General features: G+C 70.4%; 19 protein-coding genes. 11 read left to right on the top strand and 8 right to left on the bottom strand.

Annotated features, from left to right (window positions below; genetic code table 11):
* Positions 1-49 precede the first annotated feature (49 nt).
* Complete coding sequence (locus ASF41_RS22800; protein WP_056497394.1) at positions 50-505, top strand: hypothetical protein; 456 nt, start codon at positions 50-52, stop codon at positions 503-505.
* A gap of 439 nt (positions 506-944) precedes the next feature.
* On the opposite strand, the gene ASF41_RS22795 is transcribed toward ASF41_RS22800, so the two are convergent.
* Complete coding sequence (locus ASF41_RS22795; RefSeq protein ID WP_056497392.1) at positions 945-1,517, bottom strand: L,D-transpeptidase; 573 nt, start codon at positions 1,515-1,517, stop codon at positions 945-947.
* A gap of 345 nt (positions 1,518-1,862) precedes the next feature.
* Here ASF41_RS22795 and ASF41_RS22790 point away from each other — a divergent pair, with 345 nt between their 5' ends.
* From ASF41_RS22790 to ASF41_RS22765, 6 genes are all read left to right on the top strand, one after another.
* Entirely contained in the window at positions 1,863-2,549 is a 687-nt protein-coding gene (locus tag ASF41_RS22790; protein WP_056497389.1) for a response regulator transcription factor, read from the top strand.
* Positions 2,550-2,712: 163 nt separating this feature from the next.
* Complete coding sequence (locus tag ASF41_RS22785; protein ID WP_056276444.1) at positions 2,713-3,171, top strand: cyclic nucleotide-binding domain-containing protein; 459 nt, start codon at positions 2,713-2,715, stop codon at positions 3,169-3,171.
* 311 nt (positions 3,172-3,482) lie between these two features.
* Entirely contained in the window at positions 3,483-3,797 is a 315-nt protein-coding gene (locus ASF41_RS22780) for a hypothetical protein (protein ID WP_056218394.1), read from the top strand.
* Between the two features lie 272 nt (positions 3,798-4,069).
* Entirely contained in the window at positions 4,070-4,471 is a 402-nt protein-coding gene (locus ASF41_RS22775) for a hypothetical protein (protein ID WP_156389744.1), read from the top strand.
* Between the two features lie 119 nt (positions 4,472-4,590).
* Positions 4,591-5,445, top strand: a complete 855-nt coding sequence (gene dapD / locus ASF41_RS22770) for a 2,3,4,5-tetrahydropyridine-2,6-dicarboxylate N-succinyltransferase (protein WP_056218385.1) — start codon at positions 4,591-4,593, stop codon at positions 5,443-5,445.
* A gap of 142 nt (positions 5,446-5,587) precedes the next feature.
* On the top strand, positions 5,588-6,463 hold the full coding sequence (locus ASF41_RS22765; RefSeq protein ID WP_156653452.1) for an alpha/beta fold hydrolase: 876 nt from the start codon (positions 5,588-5,590) through the stop codon (positions 6,461-6,463).
* Positions 6,464-6,524: 61 nt separating this feature from the next.
* Here the strand turns inward: ASF41_RS22765 and ASF41_RS22760 are convergent, their stop codons facing one another.
* The 5 genes from ASF41_RS22760 to ASF41_RS22740 all read right to left on the bottom strand — a co-directional run bounded on the left by ASF41_RS22760 (position 6,525) and on the right by ASF41_RS22740 (position 9,707).
* A complete protein-coding gene (locus tag ASF41_RS22760; RefSeq protein WP_056497382.1) occupies positions 6,525-7,184 on the bottom strand; it encodes an NrsF family protein in 660 nt (219 codons plus the stop codon).
* Positions 7,177-7,785 (bottom strand): RNA polymerase sigma factor, encoded by a 609-nt coding sequence (locus ASF41_RS22755; protein WP_056497578.1) that lies wholly within the window; start codon positions 7,783-7,785, stop codon positions 7,177-7,179. The genes ASF41_RS22760 and ASF41_RS22755 overlap by 8 nt, the downstream gene beginning before the upstream one ends.
* Before the next feature lie 239 nt (positions 7,786-8,024).
* Entirely contained in the window at positions 8,025-8,807 is a 783-nt protein-coding gene (locus ASF41_RS22750) for a creatininase family protein (RefSeq protein WP_056497379.1), read from the bottom strand.
* Between the two features lie 158 nt (positions 8,808-8,965).
* Positions 8,966-9,349, bottom strand: coding sequence for a CsbD family protein (locus ASF41_RS22745; RefSeq protein WP_056276457.1), 384 nt, complete (start codon positions 9,347-9,349; stop codon positions 8,966-8,968).
* 145 nt (positions 9,350-9,494) lie between these two features.
* Positions 9,495-9,707 carry a CsbD family protein gene (locus ASF41_RS22740; protein WP_055946396.1) on the bottom strand — a complete coding sequence of 71 codons (213 nt, stop codon included), beginning with the start codon at positions 9,705-9,707 and terminating at the stop codon, positions 9,495-9,497.
* A gap of 449 nt (positions 9,708-10,156) precedes the next feature.
* On the opposite strand from ASF41_RS22740, the gene oxlT reads away from it, so the two are divergent.
* From oxlT to ASF41_RS22720, 4 genes are read left to right on the top strand one after another with little or no spacing between them, the layout of a single operon-like run.
* On the top strand, positions 10,157-11,410 hold the full coding sequence (gene oxlT, locus ASF41_RS22735) for an oxalate/formate MFS antiporter (RefSeq protein ID WP_056218373.1): 1,254 nt from the start codon (positions 10,157-10,159) through the stop codon (positions 11,408-11,410).
* A gap of 4 nt (positions 11,411-11,414) precedes the next feature.
* Positions 11,415-12,179 carry a fumarylacetoacetate hydrolase family protein gene (locus ASF41_RS22730; RefSeq protein WP_056381779.1) on the top strand — a complete coding sequence of 255 codons (765 nt, stop codon included), beginning with the start codon at positions 11,415-11,417 and terminating at the stop codon, positions 12,177-12,179.
* A 55-nt stretch (positions 12,180-12,234) separates the two neighbouring features.
* Positions 12,235-13,245, top strand: coding sequence for a ketopantoate reductase family protein (locus ASF41_RS22725; RefSeq protein WP_056218368.1), 1,011 nt, complete (start codon positions 12,235-12,237; stop codon positions 13,243-13,245).
* Positions 13,246-13,265: 20 nt separating this feature from the next.
* Positions 13,266-14,822, top strand: coding sequence for an acyl--CoA ligase (locus ASF41_RS22720; RefSeq protein ID WP_056497376.1), 1,557 nt, complete (start codon positions 13,266-13,268; stop codon positions 14,820-14,822).
* 72 nt (positions 14,823-14,894) lie between these two features.
* On the opposite strand, the gene gshB is transcribed toward ASF41_RS22720, so the two are convergent.
* Entirely contained in the window at positions 14,895-15,851 is a 957-nt protein-coding gene (gene gshB / locus ASF41_RS22715; RefSeq protein ID WP_056218363.1) for a glutathione synthase, read from the bottom strand.
* A 75-nt stretch (positions 15,852-15,926) separates the two neighbouring features.
* Complete coding sequence (locus ASF41_RS22710; protein WP_056218361.1) at positions 15,927-16,220, bottom strand: hypothetical protein; 294 nt, start codon at positions 16,218-16,220, stop codon at positions 15,927-15,929.
* Between the last annotated feature and the right edge of the window lie 316 nt (positions 16,221-16,536).

Here is a 16,536-nt window from a genome sequence, read left to right as displayed (position 1 = left end):
CGCGGTCCGCGCGGAGCCCGTCCCGGCTCCGGCTTCGGGAGACCCGCGGATGTCATCGAACGAGCCCGAGACCACACCCGATTCCCGCGCCGCGCCCGAGCCCGGCCCGGCCCCGGAGCCCGGCCCGGCGCCCGAGACAGACCCGGCCCTCCGGCGCGCCGAGGCCGCCCGCGATGCCGTCACGGAGGCCCTGGAAGACCATCTGGATCGCCTGGCCACCTTGAGTCGGGCGGCCCGCACCGACCTCGACGCCGACCTGCAGGCCGCTGGCCGGCTGGTGGCCCGCACCACCCACCGGCAGCTCGCCGCCAACCTCGCCCTGGTGGAGGGCCTGATGGCCGCGCGGACCCTGCCCGCGATGCTCCAGCTCCAGCAGGATTTCCTGCGCCGGCAAATGGACTGGGCCCTGGGCGATTGGGAGCGGATGCGGGCCCAGGCCCTCGACCTGCTGAAGGAGGGCCGCCAGGGAGCGGAGGAGCCGGATGCGGGCCGACGCTCGTCCTGAATCCAGGACGAGAGGCCGGACCACGAGATCGCGGTGGTGCAGGCCTTTCCACTGCCGGCGTTTCTGGATTGCACGCCTCCGGCGCTCCGGAACGACGGCGCGGGGAAGGCCGCCTACGTCGGGAATGCCCGATCGGGTCCCCGGAACAACCGGGCCGGGACGAGCAGGAAAAGCCGGCTACACGCTTACTGAGCCGGCAATTCTTCTGGGGGTCTGCCGAGCCGGCCGCCTTTCGGCAGGGGGCGTTCACGCCCGTCCCACGCCGCCTCGGCCCCGCAGGAGGAGAGAGGCGGATACGAGGATCGCCAGCCTGGCCCCGGTCGCCGGGGCAATCGGGGGGAATCGGCGAGCCTCGCCGCCCTGCGGGCCCGCGCGGCGTTCGAACGAGGCCCAGAACCGCCCTCCCGAAGGGATCCAGCGGATTTGACCTGAACCCGGTTCAGCCGATCCGCATCCGGGTGCCCGGGCCGACCCGGCGCAGGAGGCGGACGAGGTCGGCCCGGCGCAGGGCGACGCAGCCCTCGGTGGGCAGGAAGCCGCCCCGCGCCACGTGCAGGAAGATCGCCGAGCCGCGGCCGGGCCGGATCGGACCGCGATTGTGGTCGAGGTCGACCACGAGGTCGTAGAGCCCGTCCTCCCGCCACATCCGCTCGTGCCCGACCCCCGGCGCGGGCAGGCGGATCGGCCGGTTGTAGCGCCGGTCGCGGGCGTCGTCGCACCAGCCGTCGCCGGGGGCGCTCGGGCGCAGGGGGAGGGGGCTCGCCGGCCGGCTCGCGAAGTGGTCCGGCCGGTAGACCCCGCCGCGCAGGCGGACCGTGCCCCGGGGCGAGGCGCCGTCGCCCTCGCGCTTCACCTGCACGATCCCGCTCCGCCCGAGGGCGCAGGGGATGACGGCGGCGCCCGCGAGGAGCTGGCCCCGGCTCCGGTCCGTCACCAGGGCGCGGACGCGCAGGCGGGGGAGGGTGGTGGGCGTCGGGGGACGCTGCCGCGTCGAGGTCGGGGTCCGCTTCATGAGGCGCTTATCGCGCGGGCCCGCGCGGCTGCCAAATCCGGCCGGCCCCATCCGGCCGCACCCCGCGCGAAACGGCGACGGGACCAATTGGCGGCTACATCCGCTGAAACTTTTCTTGGGGCTTCACCGTTTCCGCAGTGTTAGGCTGCGCACAACCGTATTGTGCGCAGCCCGGATTGTTGGTTTAATGACCCCGGTGTGATTTCCTGACGGCAAGACGATGCCCGCGTGTCATCATCGTGCCTCGGGATCGCGGCGTCACCGTCGATCCTGTCTCTCACCGCCCGCCCGCGGACCCGAACACCGCTGGCGGATCCTGCAAACTGCCTGAAAGTCCTTCGGTCGATGCCGAATACCCATCGCCTGCTGATCTGCGACGACGATGCCTCGCTGCGCGAGACGCTGATGGAGCAGCTCGATCTCTACGACGAATTCACCGTGCTGACCGTCCTGGACGGACAGAGCGCGATCACCCGCGTCACGGAGGATCGGATCGACCTGGCGGTGATGGATGTCGGCCTGCCCGACATGGACGGGCGCGAGGCCGTGCGGGCCATGCGCCGCGGCGGCTATCGCGGCCCCGTCATCATGCTGACGGCGCAGGATTCCGAGGACGACACCGTCGAGGGCCTGGAGGCGGGCGCCAACGACTACGTCACCAAGCCCTTCAAGTTCGCCGTCCTGCTGGCGCGCATCCGCGCCCACCTGCGCAGCCACGAGGCCAGCGAGGACGCGGTGTTCCAGATCGGCCCCTACACCTTCCGGCCCGGCGCCAAGCTCCTGGTGGGCGAGCGCGGCTCGAAGCTGAAGCTCACCGAGAAGGAGACCGCGATCCTGCGCTTCCTCTACCGGGCCGGGCGCGAGGTGGTCGGCCGCGACACGCTGCTGGCCGAGGTCTGGGGCTACAACGCCCAGGTCACCACCCACACCCTCGAGACGCACATCTACCGCCTGCGCCAGAAGATCGAGCCGAACCCGGCGCTCGCCGCGATCCTCGTCACCGAGGGCGGCGGCTACAAGCTGCTGCCGTAGGGGAGCGTCCGGCGATCCCGGCCCCCGCACGGGGGAGCGCACGGGGGCGTCGACCTCCGGCGGCGACGCGTCCGGGCCTGCCTCGACGCGGCGTCCCCGCCGTTTCGCCCGCCGGCCGGTTCGGCTAAGCTCCCCGACAGCGCGGCCAAGGACGGGACGGCAGGTGGGGCTCGACGACGACATCGCGATTCTGAGCGCCGCGCCGCTGTTCGGCTTCCTGGGCCGGGATGCCCTGCGCCTGCTCTCTTTCGCCGCCGAGCGCCGCAGCCTCGCGGCGGGCGAGCGCCTGTTCGCGCGCGGGGAGCGCGGCGACGGCGGCTTCGTGGTGATGTCGGGCACCCTGACGCTGACCCCGCGGGGGGACCGTGCGTCCCCCGTCACGGTCGGGCGCTCCAGCCTGATCGGGCGCCTGGCCCTGTTCCAGCGCGGCGAGCGTCCCTGCGACGCCGACGCGGCGAGCCCCGCCGAGGTGGTCCGCATCACCCCGACCCTGATGCGCCGGGTGCTGGAGGAGTTTCCCGACGCCGCCCGCGCGATCCACGGCGAGCTGCGCGCCGACCTCGCCGCGTTCGCGGGCGACCTCGTCCGCCTCGGCGACCGGTTCGACCGCATCGCGCCGTAGCCGCCCGCATCCGGTCGCGCCCCCCGTCCAGGGCGGCCCACGGCTTTCGCCCCCGATCCGGTGACGGAGCCGGCGCGGGGCCCTCGTCACCGCCGCCGCAGGTCCGCGGACCCTCGCGGTCGCGATGCGCCGGCGGGGCACCCGTGGCGCGGGCCGTCGAGGGATCTTCGATTTCCACAGGCTATAGGCCTAGTCGAGTCCGGACAAAGACACTAAGTCCGACTCGGACCCAGGCTCCTGATCCGTCCTACGGGATGGAAGGAGCCTGTCGCGTCATCGGTGATCATCGATCAGATTGAGGATACACTGTCATGAACGGCGTCAAAATGGTCCTGGCCGGATGTCTCGTCAGTGGTTCGGCGTGGCTCGTGGTGCCCGCGCAGGCTCAGGAGAGCCTGCGGACGGCGATCGTCGCGCAACACGCCGCCCATAGCGCGAATGTTCGCGCCATTCAGTCTCGCAGAGACGTGCATGCCGCGAACGTTGCTGCGCTCCACGGTGATTTCGGTGCGGCGCGGGTGTTCTCGCACGCCGCCGCCGTCCGGCAGGCGCAATCCGACGGAGACGCCCGGTTCGCGGATCGCGCCGATCGGGCCGCGCGCATCCAGCGCTTCTACGGGGAGTGAACGACGGTCGCCCCCGGCTCGGTCGCCCGCGACCCCCTCGGGGGCGGTCCGAGCCGGGGCCTCACCCCGGAGCGAGGCCGACCGTTGTGAGGGTCGAACCGCCTCGCGGAAACCCTTTGTGATGGAATCGGGCGCATGCTCGGCCGGACGTGACATCCGGCGCCCGTGACTCCCCGGTTCGGGCTCACGGGCCCGGGCCCCGTGCGCCTCCGGGCCCGGGTCGTCGCCCGGCGGAGGGGCATGCGATGGCGGAGCGCCAGGAGGATCAACCGATGAGCCGGAGGACGCAGACGGCGGCCGTCGCCTTCTTCGCCCTGGCGGTCATGGGCGCGGGCTACCTGATCTACGAGCAGTCGACCCGCCTGCTGGTCTGCTACGAGACCAACGCCACCCTGCCCGACGAGGCCTATGTCGACATCATGATCCGCGACATCGTCAGGAACGGCGATCACGGCGGACGGGCCTATGCCAACCGGCTCGACTATCTCGGGGACAAGACCGAGTGCTGCACCATCGAGCGGGTGCCCAGCGCCATCGCCGAGGGGCGCCCGGGCCGGCGCGAGGTCGCCGTCTCGGCCAAGTACTACAACACCGCCATGAGGGACTATTTCCTCATCGAGCGCCGCTACGACGCCTGCGGCCATGCCAGCGCCAAGCCCATGACGACCGGCTGAGCCCAGCCGGATGGGACGGCCGCCCGGGCCGCCCCACGGACCGCAGCCGCGAAGGTGACAGGCCGGACGGGCTTTTGTAAGCACGGGGCCCGTCCCGATCCGTTGCCGGAACCTGCCCCATGTCGCACCCCGCGTCCCCCACCGACCTCGCCGCCACCATCGAGACCGCCTGGGAGGAGCGCGCCGGCATCGACACCGGCACCAAGGGCGCCGTGCGCGAGGCCGTCGACGCGGCCCTCGACCTCCTGGATTCCGGCAAGGCCCGGGTCGCCGAGAAGGTCGGCGACGACTGGCAGGTCAACCAGTGGCTCAAGAAGGCGGTGCTGCTCTCCTTCCGCCTCAACGACATGGAGATCATCCATGGCGGCCCCGACGGCGCGACCTGGTGGGACAAGGTGCCCTCGAAGTTCGAGGGCTGGAAGAAGAAGCAGTTTCGCGAGGCCGGCTTCCGGGCCGTGCCCGGCTGCGTCGTGCGCCGCGGCTCCTACATCGCCCCCGGCGCCGTGCTGATGCCGAGCTTCATCAACCTCGGCGCCCATGTGGGCGAGGGCACCATGGTCGACACCTGGGTCACCATCGGCTCCTGCGCCCAGGTGGGGAAGAACTGCCACATCTCCGGCGGCGCCGGCATCGCGGGCGTGCTCGAGCCGCTCCAGGCCAACCCGGTCATCATCGAGGACAACTGCTTCATCGGCGCCCGCGCCGAGGTGGCCGAGGGCGTGATCGTCGGCGAGGGCAGCGTGCTCTCCATGGGCGTCTACATCGGCGCCTCGACCAAGATCATCGACCGGACCACCGGCGAGGTGATGTACGGCCGCGTGCCGCCCTACTCGGTGGTGGTCTCCGGCACCACGCCGGGCAAGGACCTGCCCGACGGCAGCCCCGGCCCGGGCCTGTACTGCGCGGTGATCGTCAAGCGCGTCGATGCCGGCACCCGCGCCAAGACCGCCATCAACGAACTCCTGCGCACCTGATCCCGGGGGCGTCGCCGGGTCGCTCGACCGGGGGCCGGGCGGCGCCCCTGTCGGGGCGGCGCTCGGTCGCGTGCCGGTGCGGCCGGCCCTGCCCCATCTGGGGCCGGTGACATCGGTTCGGATGCGAGGGAGAGGCGTAACGATGATCGACCCGGCCCATTCCGCCCGCAGCTTCGCGCTGACCTTCGCCGGGCGTCGCGTGCCGACGCCCTACGACGTCGTCGGCAGCGGCCCCGAGGCCCTGCTGCTGCCGGCCCTGTCCTCGATCTCGGCCCGGGTCGAGATGCGGCCCCTGGCCAAGGACCTCGGCCATGCCTATCGCTGCCTCGTGCCGGACTGGCCGGGCTTCGGCGACCATGTCCGCGCCCGGGTGCCGATGAATCCGGAGACGATGCACGCCTTCCTGGACGCCCTGCTGGCGGCGGCCCCCGGGCCCTACGCCCTCGGGGTCGGGGCCGGCCACGCCGCCGGCTACCTCGTGGCCGCGGCCCGGCGCCATCCCGGGGCCTTCGCGCGCCTCGTCCTCGTCGCCCCGACCTGGCGGGGCCCGCTGCCCACCGCCCTGGGGCCCGAGCGCCAGGGCCTGTTCGCCGGCCTGCGCCGGGCCGTCGAGCTGCCGCTCCTGGGCGACGCCCTCTACCGCATCAACATCAGCCGCCCCGTCATCGGCCGGATGATGCGCGCCCACGTCTATGCCGACCCCGACCACGTCACGCCCGGGGTCATCGCCGACAAGCACGCCATCACCCGCCAGAACGGCGGCCGCTTCGGCACCGCCGCCTTCGTCACCGGCGGCCTCGACCCGTTCGCGACTCGCCGAGACTTCCTCGACCTGTTCGAGGCCCCCGGCCTGCCGCCGGTCCTGGTCCTGCGGCCGGAGCGGGCGCCGCGCCGCTCCGGCGCCGAGATGGACGCGCTGATCGCCACCGGCCGGGTCGCCCGGGCCTCGGTGCCGGGGGCGCTCAGCCCGCACGAGGAATATCCGGGCGAGGTCGCGGCCGCGATCCGCGCCGGCTGAGCGGCGCGGGGCGAAACCCCCGCGACCTCGACACGACCCCGCCGGTATACCGGCGCGTCCCTCAGCCCCGCCGCAGCAGGCGTCCGCCGGCGAGCCCGTTGGCCCCGATCACGAGACCGACCACGAGCGCGTGCAGGGCGAGGTCCGTCGCGGTGGCGTCGTGCGGATGGAACGGCACCAGGAGCGCCGCCGCGGCCGCCGCCGCCGAGAGCCCCGCCAGCGCCGCCGTGAGGTTGGGGCGCAGGGGACAGGCCCGCCGCAGCATCCAGACGAGGACCAGCGACAACGGAAGCGAGACGGCGAGTAGGAAGGCGACGCACCCCCCGGTCTGGTGCATGTCGGCGGGGTCGGCCCCGGGGACCGCCCAGTCGCGCAGGCAGCCGGCGCCGCTGGCCCCGATCCAGAATGCGGCCGGCGCCAGGGGCAGGAGCGCCCAGGCGGAGGCGCGCCCCGGCACGCTGGTCTGGAAGGCGGCGACCGCCGCCGCGACGGCGGTCAGCACCGCGCCGAGGGCGGCGTAGCGTAGATCGGCCACCGCCATGCGGATGCGCAGGGCCTCGAGATCGGCGAAGGGCATCAGGGCCAGGCCCATCCCGACGGCGGCCGCGCACCAGGCGAGCGCCCGAAAGGCCGGCCCGGGCAGGCGCCGGACGGGCCGCAGACCGCCGGCGAGGCTGTCCATCAGGCGGTCATGCGAAGACGTGCGGGCCGTGTCAGACATCGTGGGTTCCTCGCTCGCCCGGCCGGGACGCGGCCTCGTCCCGGTCCGCGGAACCCGATCCCAGCGTCCGTCGCAGGGCCTTCAAGGCCCGGTGCAGGTTGACCTTCAGGGCACCCTTGGTGCGCCCCGTCAGGGCGGCCGTCTCCTCCAGGCTGCGCTCCTGAAGGGCGAGATGCTCCACGGCCTGGCGCTGGCCATCCGGCAGGGCGGCGACGGCCCGGGCCAGGACCCGCTCCCGGTCGCGCGCCTCCAGGTGGTGGCCCGGCGCCGGCCCGCGATCGACCTCCGCCTCGTAGGCGATGGGGTCGTGGACTTCCCGCGGGCGGCGACTCGCCCGGCGCATCCCGTCGATGGCCCGGCGCCGGGTGATGGCGCGCAGCCAGGGCAGGAAGGGCCGGGCCGGATCGTAGGTCGCCCGCGCCCGGTGGATCGTCAGCAGCACGTCCTGCACCACATCGTCCACCGCCTCCGCCCGGACCCCCTGCGCCCGCGCCAGTCCGGCGATCACCGGAAGGCAGTCGCGGAAGAGGCGGCGATAGGCCTCCGCGTCGCCCGCCTGGGCGGCCGCCATATCGCACGCCAGAGCCTGATCCCGGCTCATGCGCTCGGTGCGCCCGCTGGCCGCCGCGGCGGGCCGGGCGACCGTCGCCCAGCCGAAGGGGTCGCGGGCCTGCGGGGTCGGCCGATCGTGTCCGGCCGGGACGGCACAGGCCATCGGGGGTGCTCCATGATCCAAGAGGTCGACATCCGGGAGGTCGGCTCTCTCGCATCAGGCTTGTTCGCGCCGGGCTTCCCGGAGGTTACGGAGCGCATGGGACCGACGTCACGATCGTCGCCCTCTCACTCGGCCAAGCGGAAGCGGTCGACGTCGCGCAGCAGCTCGAGGAAGGCGCGGGCGCCGTGGTCGAGGGCACGATCCCCGGCTTCCGCGGTACCGAGGCGGGCGTCGCCGATGGCGCCGGCCGGGTTGAGATCTTCCGCCCGCCAGGCGAAGGCGGCAGGACGACCCGCGCGCAGATGGGTGAAGGTCCGCTCCATCGCCAGCGTGCGCGGCGTGAAATCCGCGATCTCGGAACGCCGCACCAGATCCGGCCGCAGGGCCAGCATCAGGGCGGTCTCGATACCGCCGCCATGGATGCCGTGACGGATCTCCGCCTCGGGGAACAGCCCGTCGGGATAACCGAACCGACTCCAGGCGGTGGTCACCGCCACCATGGCGTGGCGCCCGCGCAGATCCCCCGCCACGAGATCGATCAGGCCGCTGTTGCCACCATGCGAGGTCACGATGACGAGCTTGCCGCAGCCGCCGCGGCGGACGGCATCGCCGATCCCGGTCCAGGCCTGCAGGGCCGTCGCGGTGGTCAGCGACAGGGTCCCGGGAAAACTCTCGTGCTCGTCCGACTTGCCGACGACCTGGACCGGCAGGAGCAGGACGTCGAGATCTTGGGCCGGCAACGTCATGAGACGCGCGAGATAGCCCTCGGCGATGATCGCGTCGGTGGCCAGCGGCAGGTGCGGGCCGTGCTGCTCAATGGCGGCGACGGGCAGCACCGCGATCGTGCGACCCATGTCGCGATCCCGGATCTCGTCCGTCGTCAACTCGGCCCATTGGTGTATCGGCATCGCCGTTCTCCTCGGGCGAAGCGATCGAGACGCCGCGCGCCATCCTGCGTGCCACGGAAACCATGCCTCATCCAAGAGGGGCTGCCGCACCGTCGAACGCGAAGCGGGCCGGGGCGCGTAAACGCCCCGGCCCCCCTCTCAGGCAATGGATCGATGATTCAGCGGGTGCGGCGCAGGAGCCAGCCGGCGCCGAAGGCGGCCGCGGCCACGAGGAGGAGGGTGGCACCCTTGTTCTCGTCGGCCCGGCGGGCGATGGCGCGGCCGCGTCGCACGGCCTCGTCCTGGTAGAGCCGGCCGCGGTCCTGGAGGTTGCCCGCGATGGCCCGGCCCCTGTGGCGGGCCTCGTCGACACGGTGGGCTCCGTCGCGCTGCAGGTCATCGGCGGCATGACGGGCCCGGCCATAGGCAGACTGGACGGCACCGGCCGCCTGGTCGTAGGCGCCCTCGGCCTGCGGACGGACCCGTCCGGTCACGGCACCGAGGGCCGAGCGCCCGCGGCCCTGGATGTTCCGGATTCCACCCTCGATCTGGTCGCGGTTCATCTTGAAGATCCTTCTCGTCTCGGCCCTAGTCAGAACACCCGAACGCGCGCGGGCACTCCGGCCAGGACTGTTTCGATGATGCTGTGGGTCGGCCCGACGGCGCGACGCCTCGGCCCGTCAGGGACCGAGGCGAGGGACGATCCGCTCAGATCTTCTTGACGGCGTCGGCGGCGCTCTGGGCCGCGCCCTTGATGCCGTCCTTGGCATCGCCGACGGTCTTCTGGGCTTCGCCCTTCAGTTCCTGAGCCTTGCCCTCGGCCTGCAGCTTTTCATTGCCGGTGGCCGAACCGATGCCTTGCTTGATGTTGCCGACGGCCTCGTTGGCGAGACCCTTGATCTTGTCCGTCGTGCTGCTCATCAAACGCTCCGTAAAGTTGGTTCCAGGCTGAACGTCCGGTCGCAGGATGCCACCCGGCGTCGTCTGGCAAGCGTAACGGTGCCTGCTCCCGTTGGTTCCATATCCGACAGTTTCCCGCCTGGCCTGAGCCTGTCCACTGCACTTCTGATGTCGCACCGCAAACGTCGTCCTTTGCACTGCAAGAAAATCTACGGGCCGAATGCGCGAATTGAGCAGCATCTCAAATTTTTTAGGGGCTTAACCCAAAAATTTTGCAGACGAACCACAGGTTTGGCCGAGGTATAGCTCCTTGAATTCAAAATAATTGCCGATAAAACCGAAATCCGCAAACAAGAGTTGAGTCAAGGAAGACGCCCATGACCGCGCGTACTGCTGCGCCTGTCCCGCCCGGGACGACGTCGATCGCGCCCGCCGACGTTGCTGCAAGCCGCAGGGAGCTTGCTGCGAAAGTGGATGCGCCACCGCTCGGCCGGTGGGGACAGCTCGTCCTCGGCGTGCTCTGCATGTCGATGATCGCCAACCTGCAGTATGGCTGGACGCTGTTCGTCGATCCGATCCAGCAGAAGTTCGGCTGGGAACGCACCGCGATCCAGTGGGCCTTCACGATCTTCGTGGTGATGGAAACCTGGTTGGTGCCGATCGAGGGCTGGTTCGTCGACAAGTACGGCCCGCGCCTGGTCACCATCTTCGGCGGCGCCCTCTGCGCGCTGGGCTGGGTGATGAATTCCTACGCCGACACGCTGACCATGCTCTATGCGGCCGCCGCGATCAGTGGCGTCGGCGCGGGCGCGGTCTACGGCACCTGCGTCGGCAATGCCCTGAAGTGGTTTCCCGACCGGCGCGGCTTCGCGGCCGGCCTCACCGCGGCCGGTTTCGGCGCGGGCTCGGCCCTGACTGTGATCCCGATCGCCAACATGATCCGCGATTCCGGCTACCAGCACACCTTCTTCGTGTTCGGCCTCGGCCAGGGCTTGGTCGTCATGCTGGCGGCCCTGCTCCTCGTCTCGCCGAGCGCCGCCTTCAAGGATCGGATGCTGGCCGGCCGCACCGCGACCGTGAACACCGTCACCCGGCGCCAGTACTCGACCGCCGAGATGGTCCGGACGCCGGTCTTCTGGCTGCTCTACCTGATGTTCGTGATGATGGCCGCCGGTGGCCTGATGGCGGCCGCCTCCCTCGCTCCCATCGCCAAGGACTTCAAGGTCGCGGGGGTCGAGGTCTCGCTCATCGGCATTACCCTGCCGGCCCTGACCTTCGCGCTCACCATCGACCGGGTGCTCAACGGTGTGACGCGGCCGTTCTTCGGCTGGGTCTCGGACAAGATCGGGCGCGAGAACACGATGGTCATCGCCTTCATGATCGAGGGCGCCGGCATCCTGGCGCTCGGCATGTTCGCTCATATCCCGATGGCCTTCGTGCTGCTCACTGGGCTCGTGTTCTTCGCCTGGGGCGAGATCTACTCGCTGTTCCCCGCCACCTGCAGCGACACCTACGGCGACAAGAACGCGGCGGCCAATGCCGGCCTTCTCTACACCGCCAAGGGCACCGCCGCCCTGCTCCTGCCGATCCTGCTCATGATCCAGGCCAAGACCGGCTCGTGGCAGAACGTGTTCTACGCCGCCTCCGGCATGGCCTTCCTGGCCGGGTTCCTCGCGCTCTTCGTGCTGAAGCCGATGCGCGCCCGATTCATCGCCCGGAGCTGACCCGATGGCACGCTGGCTCCGCTACCTCCACCACGGCGCGAGCGGCTTCGGCCGCCTCGACGGCGAGACCATCCACGTTCACGCGGGCGATCTGTTCGCCGATCCGACACCCACCGGCGCGATCCTGCTGCTGTCCGAGGTCACCCTCGACCTTCCGTGCCGACCGTCGAAGTACATCGCCCTGTGGAACAACTTCCACGCCTCGGCCGAGAAGCAGGGGCTCACCCGGCCCGATGTGCCGCTCTACTTCGTGAAGCCGGCGAGCTGTTACCTCGCCAGCGGGCAGACGATCACGGCGCCTGAGGGCTCCGGCCGGCTGCTGTTCGAGGGCGAACTCGGGATCGTGATCGGCCGGCGCGGCCGAGACCTCACGCCGGAGACGGCGGCCGCCCACATCTTCGGCTACACCTGCGTGAACGACGTCACCGCGCTGGAAGCGCTGAAAGCCGACCCGAGCTTCGTGCACTGGACCCGCTCCAAGGGCTTCGACGGTTTCGGCCCCTTCGGTCCGGTGATTGCCACCGACATCGATCCCGAGGGGCTCGATGTGGCGGTGCGGGTGAACGGACGCGAGCGCCAGCGCTATCCGCTCGCCGACATGATGCGCCGGCCCGCCGAACTCGTGGCCGAGCTTTCTCGGGACATGACCCTGGAGCCCGGCGACCTCATCGCCTGCGGCACCTCGGTGGGCAGCGGCCCGATCCCCAGGGGCGCCACGGTAGAGGTCGAGATCGCCGGCATCGGCGTGTTGTCGAACGGCGTTTCATGAGACACCCGACTCCCACGAAGCGGACGTGATCAGGACAGGTTTTGAGGACACCCATATGAGCATCGCGATCGTCGGCGCCGGCGCCATCGGAGGATTTCTCGGCGTGCGCCTCGCCCATGCGGGCGAGGACGTCACCTTCATCGCGCGCGGCGCCAACCTCGACGCCATCCAGCGAAACGGCATGCGGCTGATCGAGGAGGACGGCTCCGAGATCCACGTCACGAACCTGAAGGCCACCAAGTCCATGGCCGAGGCGGGCCAGCACGACATCGTGCTCCTCACCGTCAAGGCGCATCAGGTCGGGCCGATCGCAGCCGACCTTCACCACCTCATCGGACCCGAGACGATGGTGGTGACGATGCAGAATGGCATCCCGTGGTGGTACTTTTCGCAGGGGTATGGCGGGGACCTGACAGGTACGCACCTGGAGACCGCCGATCCGGCCGGCCTCATCGCCCAGCACCTCGACCCGAAGCACGTCATCGGGTCGGTGGTGTACCCGGCGGCCGTGCTCACCGAGCCCGGCGTGGTTCAGGTGGTGGAGGGCCATCGCTTCGGCCTCGGCGAGCTCGACGGCTCGATGTCGGCGCGGGTGCAGTCCCTGGCCCAGACCTTAATCAAGGCGGGCTTTCGCGCACCGGTGACCAGCGACATCCGGGCGGAGATCTGGCTCAAGCTGTGGGGCAATCTCAGCTTCAACCCGATCTCGGCGCTGGCCCACGCCACCCTGGTGGACATCTGCCAGTTTCCCGAAACCCGGGCGCTCGCCGCCGACATGATGCGGGAAGCGGAGACGATCGCGAACCGCCTCGGCGTCACCTTCAAGCTCGGCATCGAGCGCCGCATCGCGGGGGCCGAGAAGGTCGGCGCCCACAAGACCTCGATGCTGCAGGACGTGGAGGCCGGGCGGCCAATCGAGCTCGAGGCCCTGGTCGGCTCGATCATCGAACTCGGGCGCCTCACCGACACCCCGACGCCCCATATCGACACCGTCTACGCCCTGATGCGCCTCCTCGCCCAGAGCCTGGAGCGGGCGCAGGGGCGCCTCTCCATCACGCCGGCCTGAACCCCAGACATTCGAGGACGATGACCATGGCCGAGACCGCCGCACCGACGACCGCCGCCACCACTCTCCACGCCCTGATCCGCGCGGGGGCCGGGGAGGCCACCGCCCTGTCGAGCCCCGGTGGCGTGCCGCTGACCTTCGGCCGTCTCCGTGCGCTCACGGACCGGACGATCGCGGCCCTCAACGCGCAGGGCATCGGTCGGAACGATCGGGTCGGCATCGTCCTCGACAACGGGCCGGAGATGGCGGCCGCCTTCATCGCCATCGGAGCAGGCACGACGGCGGCCCCCCTCAACCCGAGCTACAAGGCGGACGAGTTCACGTTCTACCTCTCCGACCTCAACGCTCGCCTGCTGGTCGTCGCCGCGGGCTCCGAGAGCCCGGCCGTGGCCGTGGCTGCGCGCCTGGGCGTACCCGTGGTGCGCCTGACCCCCACCCCGGCAGAAGGCGCGGGCAGCTTCACCCTGTCTTTCGAGGACTCCACCGCAGCCCCGGCGGCCCAGGGCGGCCCAGCCCATCCCGACGATATCGGCCTCGTGCTGCATACCTCGGGCACCACCTCGCGCCCCAAGATCGTGCCCCTCAAGCAATCGAACGTCTGCGCCTCGGCTCGCAACATCCGCACCACCCTGGCCTTCGCGGCCGAGGATCGCGGTCTCAACATCATGCCGCTGTTCCACATCCACGGGCTGATCGCCGGCATCCTGGCGCCGCTCTCGGCCGGCGGCCAGGTTTGCTGCACCCCGGGCTTCAACGCCCTGAAGTTCTTCGGTTGGATGAGCGAGATCCGCCCGACCTGGTACACGGCGGTGCCGACGATGCACCAGGCGATCCTCGGCCGCGCCTCCCGCAACCGGGAGACCATCGAAGCCAATCCCCTGCGCTTCATCCGCTCGTCTTCCTCCTCCATGCCGCCGCAGGTCATGAAGGAGATCGAGGAGGTCTTCGGCGCACCCCTGATCGAGGCCTACGGCATGACGGAGGCTTCCCACCAGATGGCCTCGAACCCGCTGCCGCCGCGCCCGCACTACGCCGGCTCGGTCGGTCTCGCGGCCGGTCCGGAGATCGCCATCGTGGACGAGGATGGCGAGCCCCTGCCCGCCGGTGAGACCGGCGAGATCGTCATCCGCGGCGACAACGTGATGTCTGGCTACGAGAACAACGACAAGGCCAATGCGGAGGCCTTCACCAAGCAGGGCTGGTTCCGCACCGGCGACCAGGGCTCGCTCTCACCCGAGGGCTACCTGACCATCACGGGGCGCCTCAAGGAGATCATCAACCGAGGCGGCGAGAAGATCTCGCCCCGCGAAGTCGACGAGATTCTCATGGACCACCCGGCGGTGTCGCAGTGCGTCACCTTCGCGATGCCGCACGACAAGCTCGGTGAGGACGTCTGTGCCGCGATCGTGCTACGCGAGGGACACCACCTTGTCGAGAAGGAGTTGCGCGGCTTCGCCTCGGAGCGTCTCGCCGCCTTCAAGGTGCCGGCCAAGATCATGATCCTGGACGAGATCCCGAAGGGCGCCACCGGCAAGCTCCAGCGGATCGGCCTGGCGCAGAAGCTCGGTCTGGTCTGACGCCGGAACGAACGGGGCAGGTCCGAGATATACCGGACCTGCCACACGGGGCCGTCCGAGCCTCGGCGCCCCTCAGGCCGACAGGACCTTGCCGACGCGGCCCTCGATCGCGTTCCATACCGAGACCGCCAAGTCCGGCCCGCCGAGGCGCCTGATCGCCCGAATGCCGGTCGGCGACGTCACGTTGATCTCGGTAAGATTTCCGTCGATCACGTCGATCCCCACGAGGATCAGGCCCCGGCGCTTCAGCTCCGGGCCGATGGCGGCGCAGATCGCGCGCTCGCGCTCCGTGAGATCCGAAGCCGCCGCTGCCCCGCCTCGCACCATGTTCGAGCGGATGTCGTTGAGGGCGGGCACCCGGTTGATCGCGCCCATCGGCTCGCCGTCCACCAGGATGATGCGCTTGTCGCCCTCGGTGATGCGCGGCAGGAAACGCTGCACGACCCATTGTTCGCGGAAGGTCACCGAGAACAGGTCGAACATCGAGCCGAAATTCGCGTCCTCCGGCAGGACCCGAAACACCGCAGCTCCGCCATGCCCGTGCAGGGGCTTCATCACGATGGCGCCGTGCTCGGCCCGGAACGCCTCGATCTCGGCCTTGTCGCGGGTGATCAGGGTAGGGGGCATCAACTCGGGAAAATCGAGCACGAACAGCTTCTCGGGCGCATTGCGGACCTCGGCGGGGTTGTTCACCACGAGGGTCCGCGGGTGGATCCGCTCCAGCATGTGGGTTGCGGTGATGTAGGCCATGTCGAAGGGCGGGTCCTGACGCATCAGGACCACATCGACGCTCGACAGATCGATGCGCTCGACCGGCCCAAGAGTGGCGTGCGCCCCCTCCACGTCCTGCACCGTGAGGGCCTCGACGCGGGCCGTCACGACCTGACCCTGCATCGACAAGCGATCCGGCGTGTAGTGCAGCAACCGGTGTCCCCGGGCCTGGGCCTCGAGCAGGAGCGCGAAGGTGGTGTCCCCGGCGATCCGGATCGTTTGGATCGGGTCCATCTGCACCGCGACGGTCAGGGTCATGCTGTCAAACCTCTGTCTGGGGACGGGCAGCGTCGTTGCCCGTCCCGCCCGTGATGCGGTGTGCCGTGCGGCACCTTACTTCTGCGATTTCCCGCCGGTGCGGCGGTCGTAGTCGCCGATGGCCGCCTTGCACTCGGGCGACAGGCGGGCGCGGTTGCGATCCATGCAGCGCTCCGCATCCTGGCTATTGGGATCCACGCCGGCACAGAGGCGGAAATAGTCGTTGGCGCATCCCAGCTGAAGGCCCTGGTCCTCACGCTGGGCCTGGGCCGGGCTGACCGCCACCATCAGGAGGGCGAACGGCGCAATCCGCAGGGCCGTGCTGAGTCCTCTGGTCGAGCTCAAGAGTCGGGAGATAACCACGCGCATCCGGCGGTGTCCTTCAATCGAAATGGGGTGTGCGAAAGGGAAATGTGTTGGATGGGAGAGTGCGTTCGCGAAAAGTCAGGCCGTTCGAACGGAAGCGACACGGCATATCGGGCGCGACCGGCCCTTAGCAAGCGCTCCCGCCGCCGCGTGTTCCATGCCGTCGATCCCGCGTCCGGCGGGGTTCGAAGTGTCGCCGTAATGCCGATCCCGCAAAAAAACTAGGCCGGCAAAGCTGGCTGTCTGGTAGGTTTAGTTCTGGGGGCGCCATTTTGGAGGCGCGGGATGTCGCGAAGGCAATCGCGGACACCGGATGTGG

Origin of the sequence: Methylobacterium sp. Leaf111 (genome assembly GCF_001423285.1) — a bacterium.
Taxonomy (GTDB): domain Bacteria; phylum Pseudomonadota; class Alphaproteobacteria; order Rhizobiales; family Beijerinckiaceae; genus Methylobacterium.
The sequence above is the reverse complement of the archived record's forward strand: the minus strand, read 5'-3'. Positions and strand labels throughout refer to the sequence as shown.

Coding starts and splice junctions, on each gene's coding strand:
- ASF41_RS22765 (WP_156653452.1), top strand. CDS start 5,588: ATGATCGACCCGGCCCATTCCGCCCGCAGCTTCGCGCTGACCTTCGCC.
- ASF41_RS22790 (WP_056497389.1), top strand. CDS start 1,863: ATGCCGAATACCCATCGCCTGCTGATCTGCGACGACGATGCCTCGCTG.
- ASF41_RS22800 (WP_056497394.1), top strand. CDS start 50: ATGTCATCGAACGAGCCCGAGACCACACCCGATTCCCGCGCCGCGCCC.
- dapD (WP_056218385.1), top strand. CDS start 4,591: ATGTCGCACCCCGCGTCCCCCACCGACCTCGCCGCCACCATCGAGACC.
- ASF41_RS22730 (WP_056381779.1), top strand. CDS start 11,415: ATGGCACGCTGGCTCCGCTACCTCCACCACGGCGCGAGCGGCTTCGGC.
- ASF41_RS22720 (WP_056497376.1), top strand. CDS start 13,266: ATGACCATGGCCGAGACCGCCGCACCGACGACCGCCGCCACCACTCTC.
- ASF41_RS22725 (WP_056218368.1), top strand. CDS start 12,235: ATGAGCATCGCGATCGTCGGCGCCGGCGCCATCGGAGGATTTCTCGGC.
- ASF41_RS22795 (WP_056497392.1), bottom strand. CDS start 1,517: ATGAAGCGGACCCCGACCTCGACGCGGCAGCGTCCCCCGACGCCCACC.
- ASF41_RS22745 (WP_056276457.1), bottom strand. CDS start 9,349: ATGAACCGCGACCAGATCGAGGGTGGAATCCGGAACATCCAGGGCCGC.
- ASF41_RS22710 (WP_056218361.1), bottom strand. CDS start 16,220: ATGCGCGTGGTTATCTCCCGACTCTTGAGCTCGACCAGAGGACTCAGC.
- gshB (WP_056218363.1), bottom strand. CDS start 15,851: ATGACCCTGACCGTCGCGGTGCAGATGGACCCGATCCAAACGATCCGG.
- ASF41_RS22750 (WP_056497379.1), bottom strand. CDS start 8,807: ATGCCGATACACCAATGGGCCGAGTTGACGACGGACGAGATCCGGGAT.
- ASF41_RS22775 (WP_156389744.1), top strand. CDS start 4,070: ATGAGCCGGAGGACGCAGACGGCGGCCGTCGCCTTCTTCGCCCTGGCG.
- ASF41_RS22740 (WP_055946396.1), bottom strand. CDS start 9,707: ATGAGCAGCACGACGGACAAGATCAAGGGTCTCGCCAACGAGGCCGTC.
- ASF41_RS22755 (WP_056497578.1), bottom strand. CDS start 7,785: ATGAGCCGGGATCAGGCTCTGGCGTGCGATATGGCGGCCGCCCAGGCG.
- ASF41_RS22780 (WP_056218394.1), top strand. CDS start 3,483: ATGAACGGCGTCAAAATGGTCCTGGCCGGATGTCTCGTCAGTGGTTCG.
- ASF41_RS22760 (WP_056497382.1), bottom strand. CDS start 7,184: ATGTCTGACACGGCCCGCACGTCTTCGCATGACCGCCTGATGGACAGC.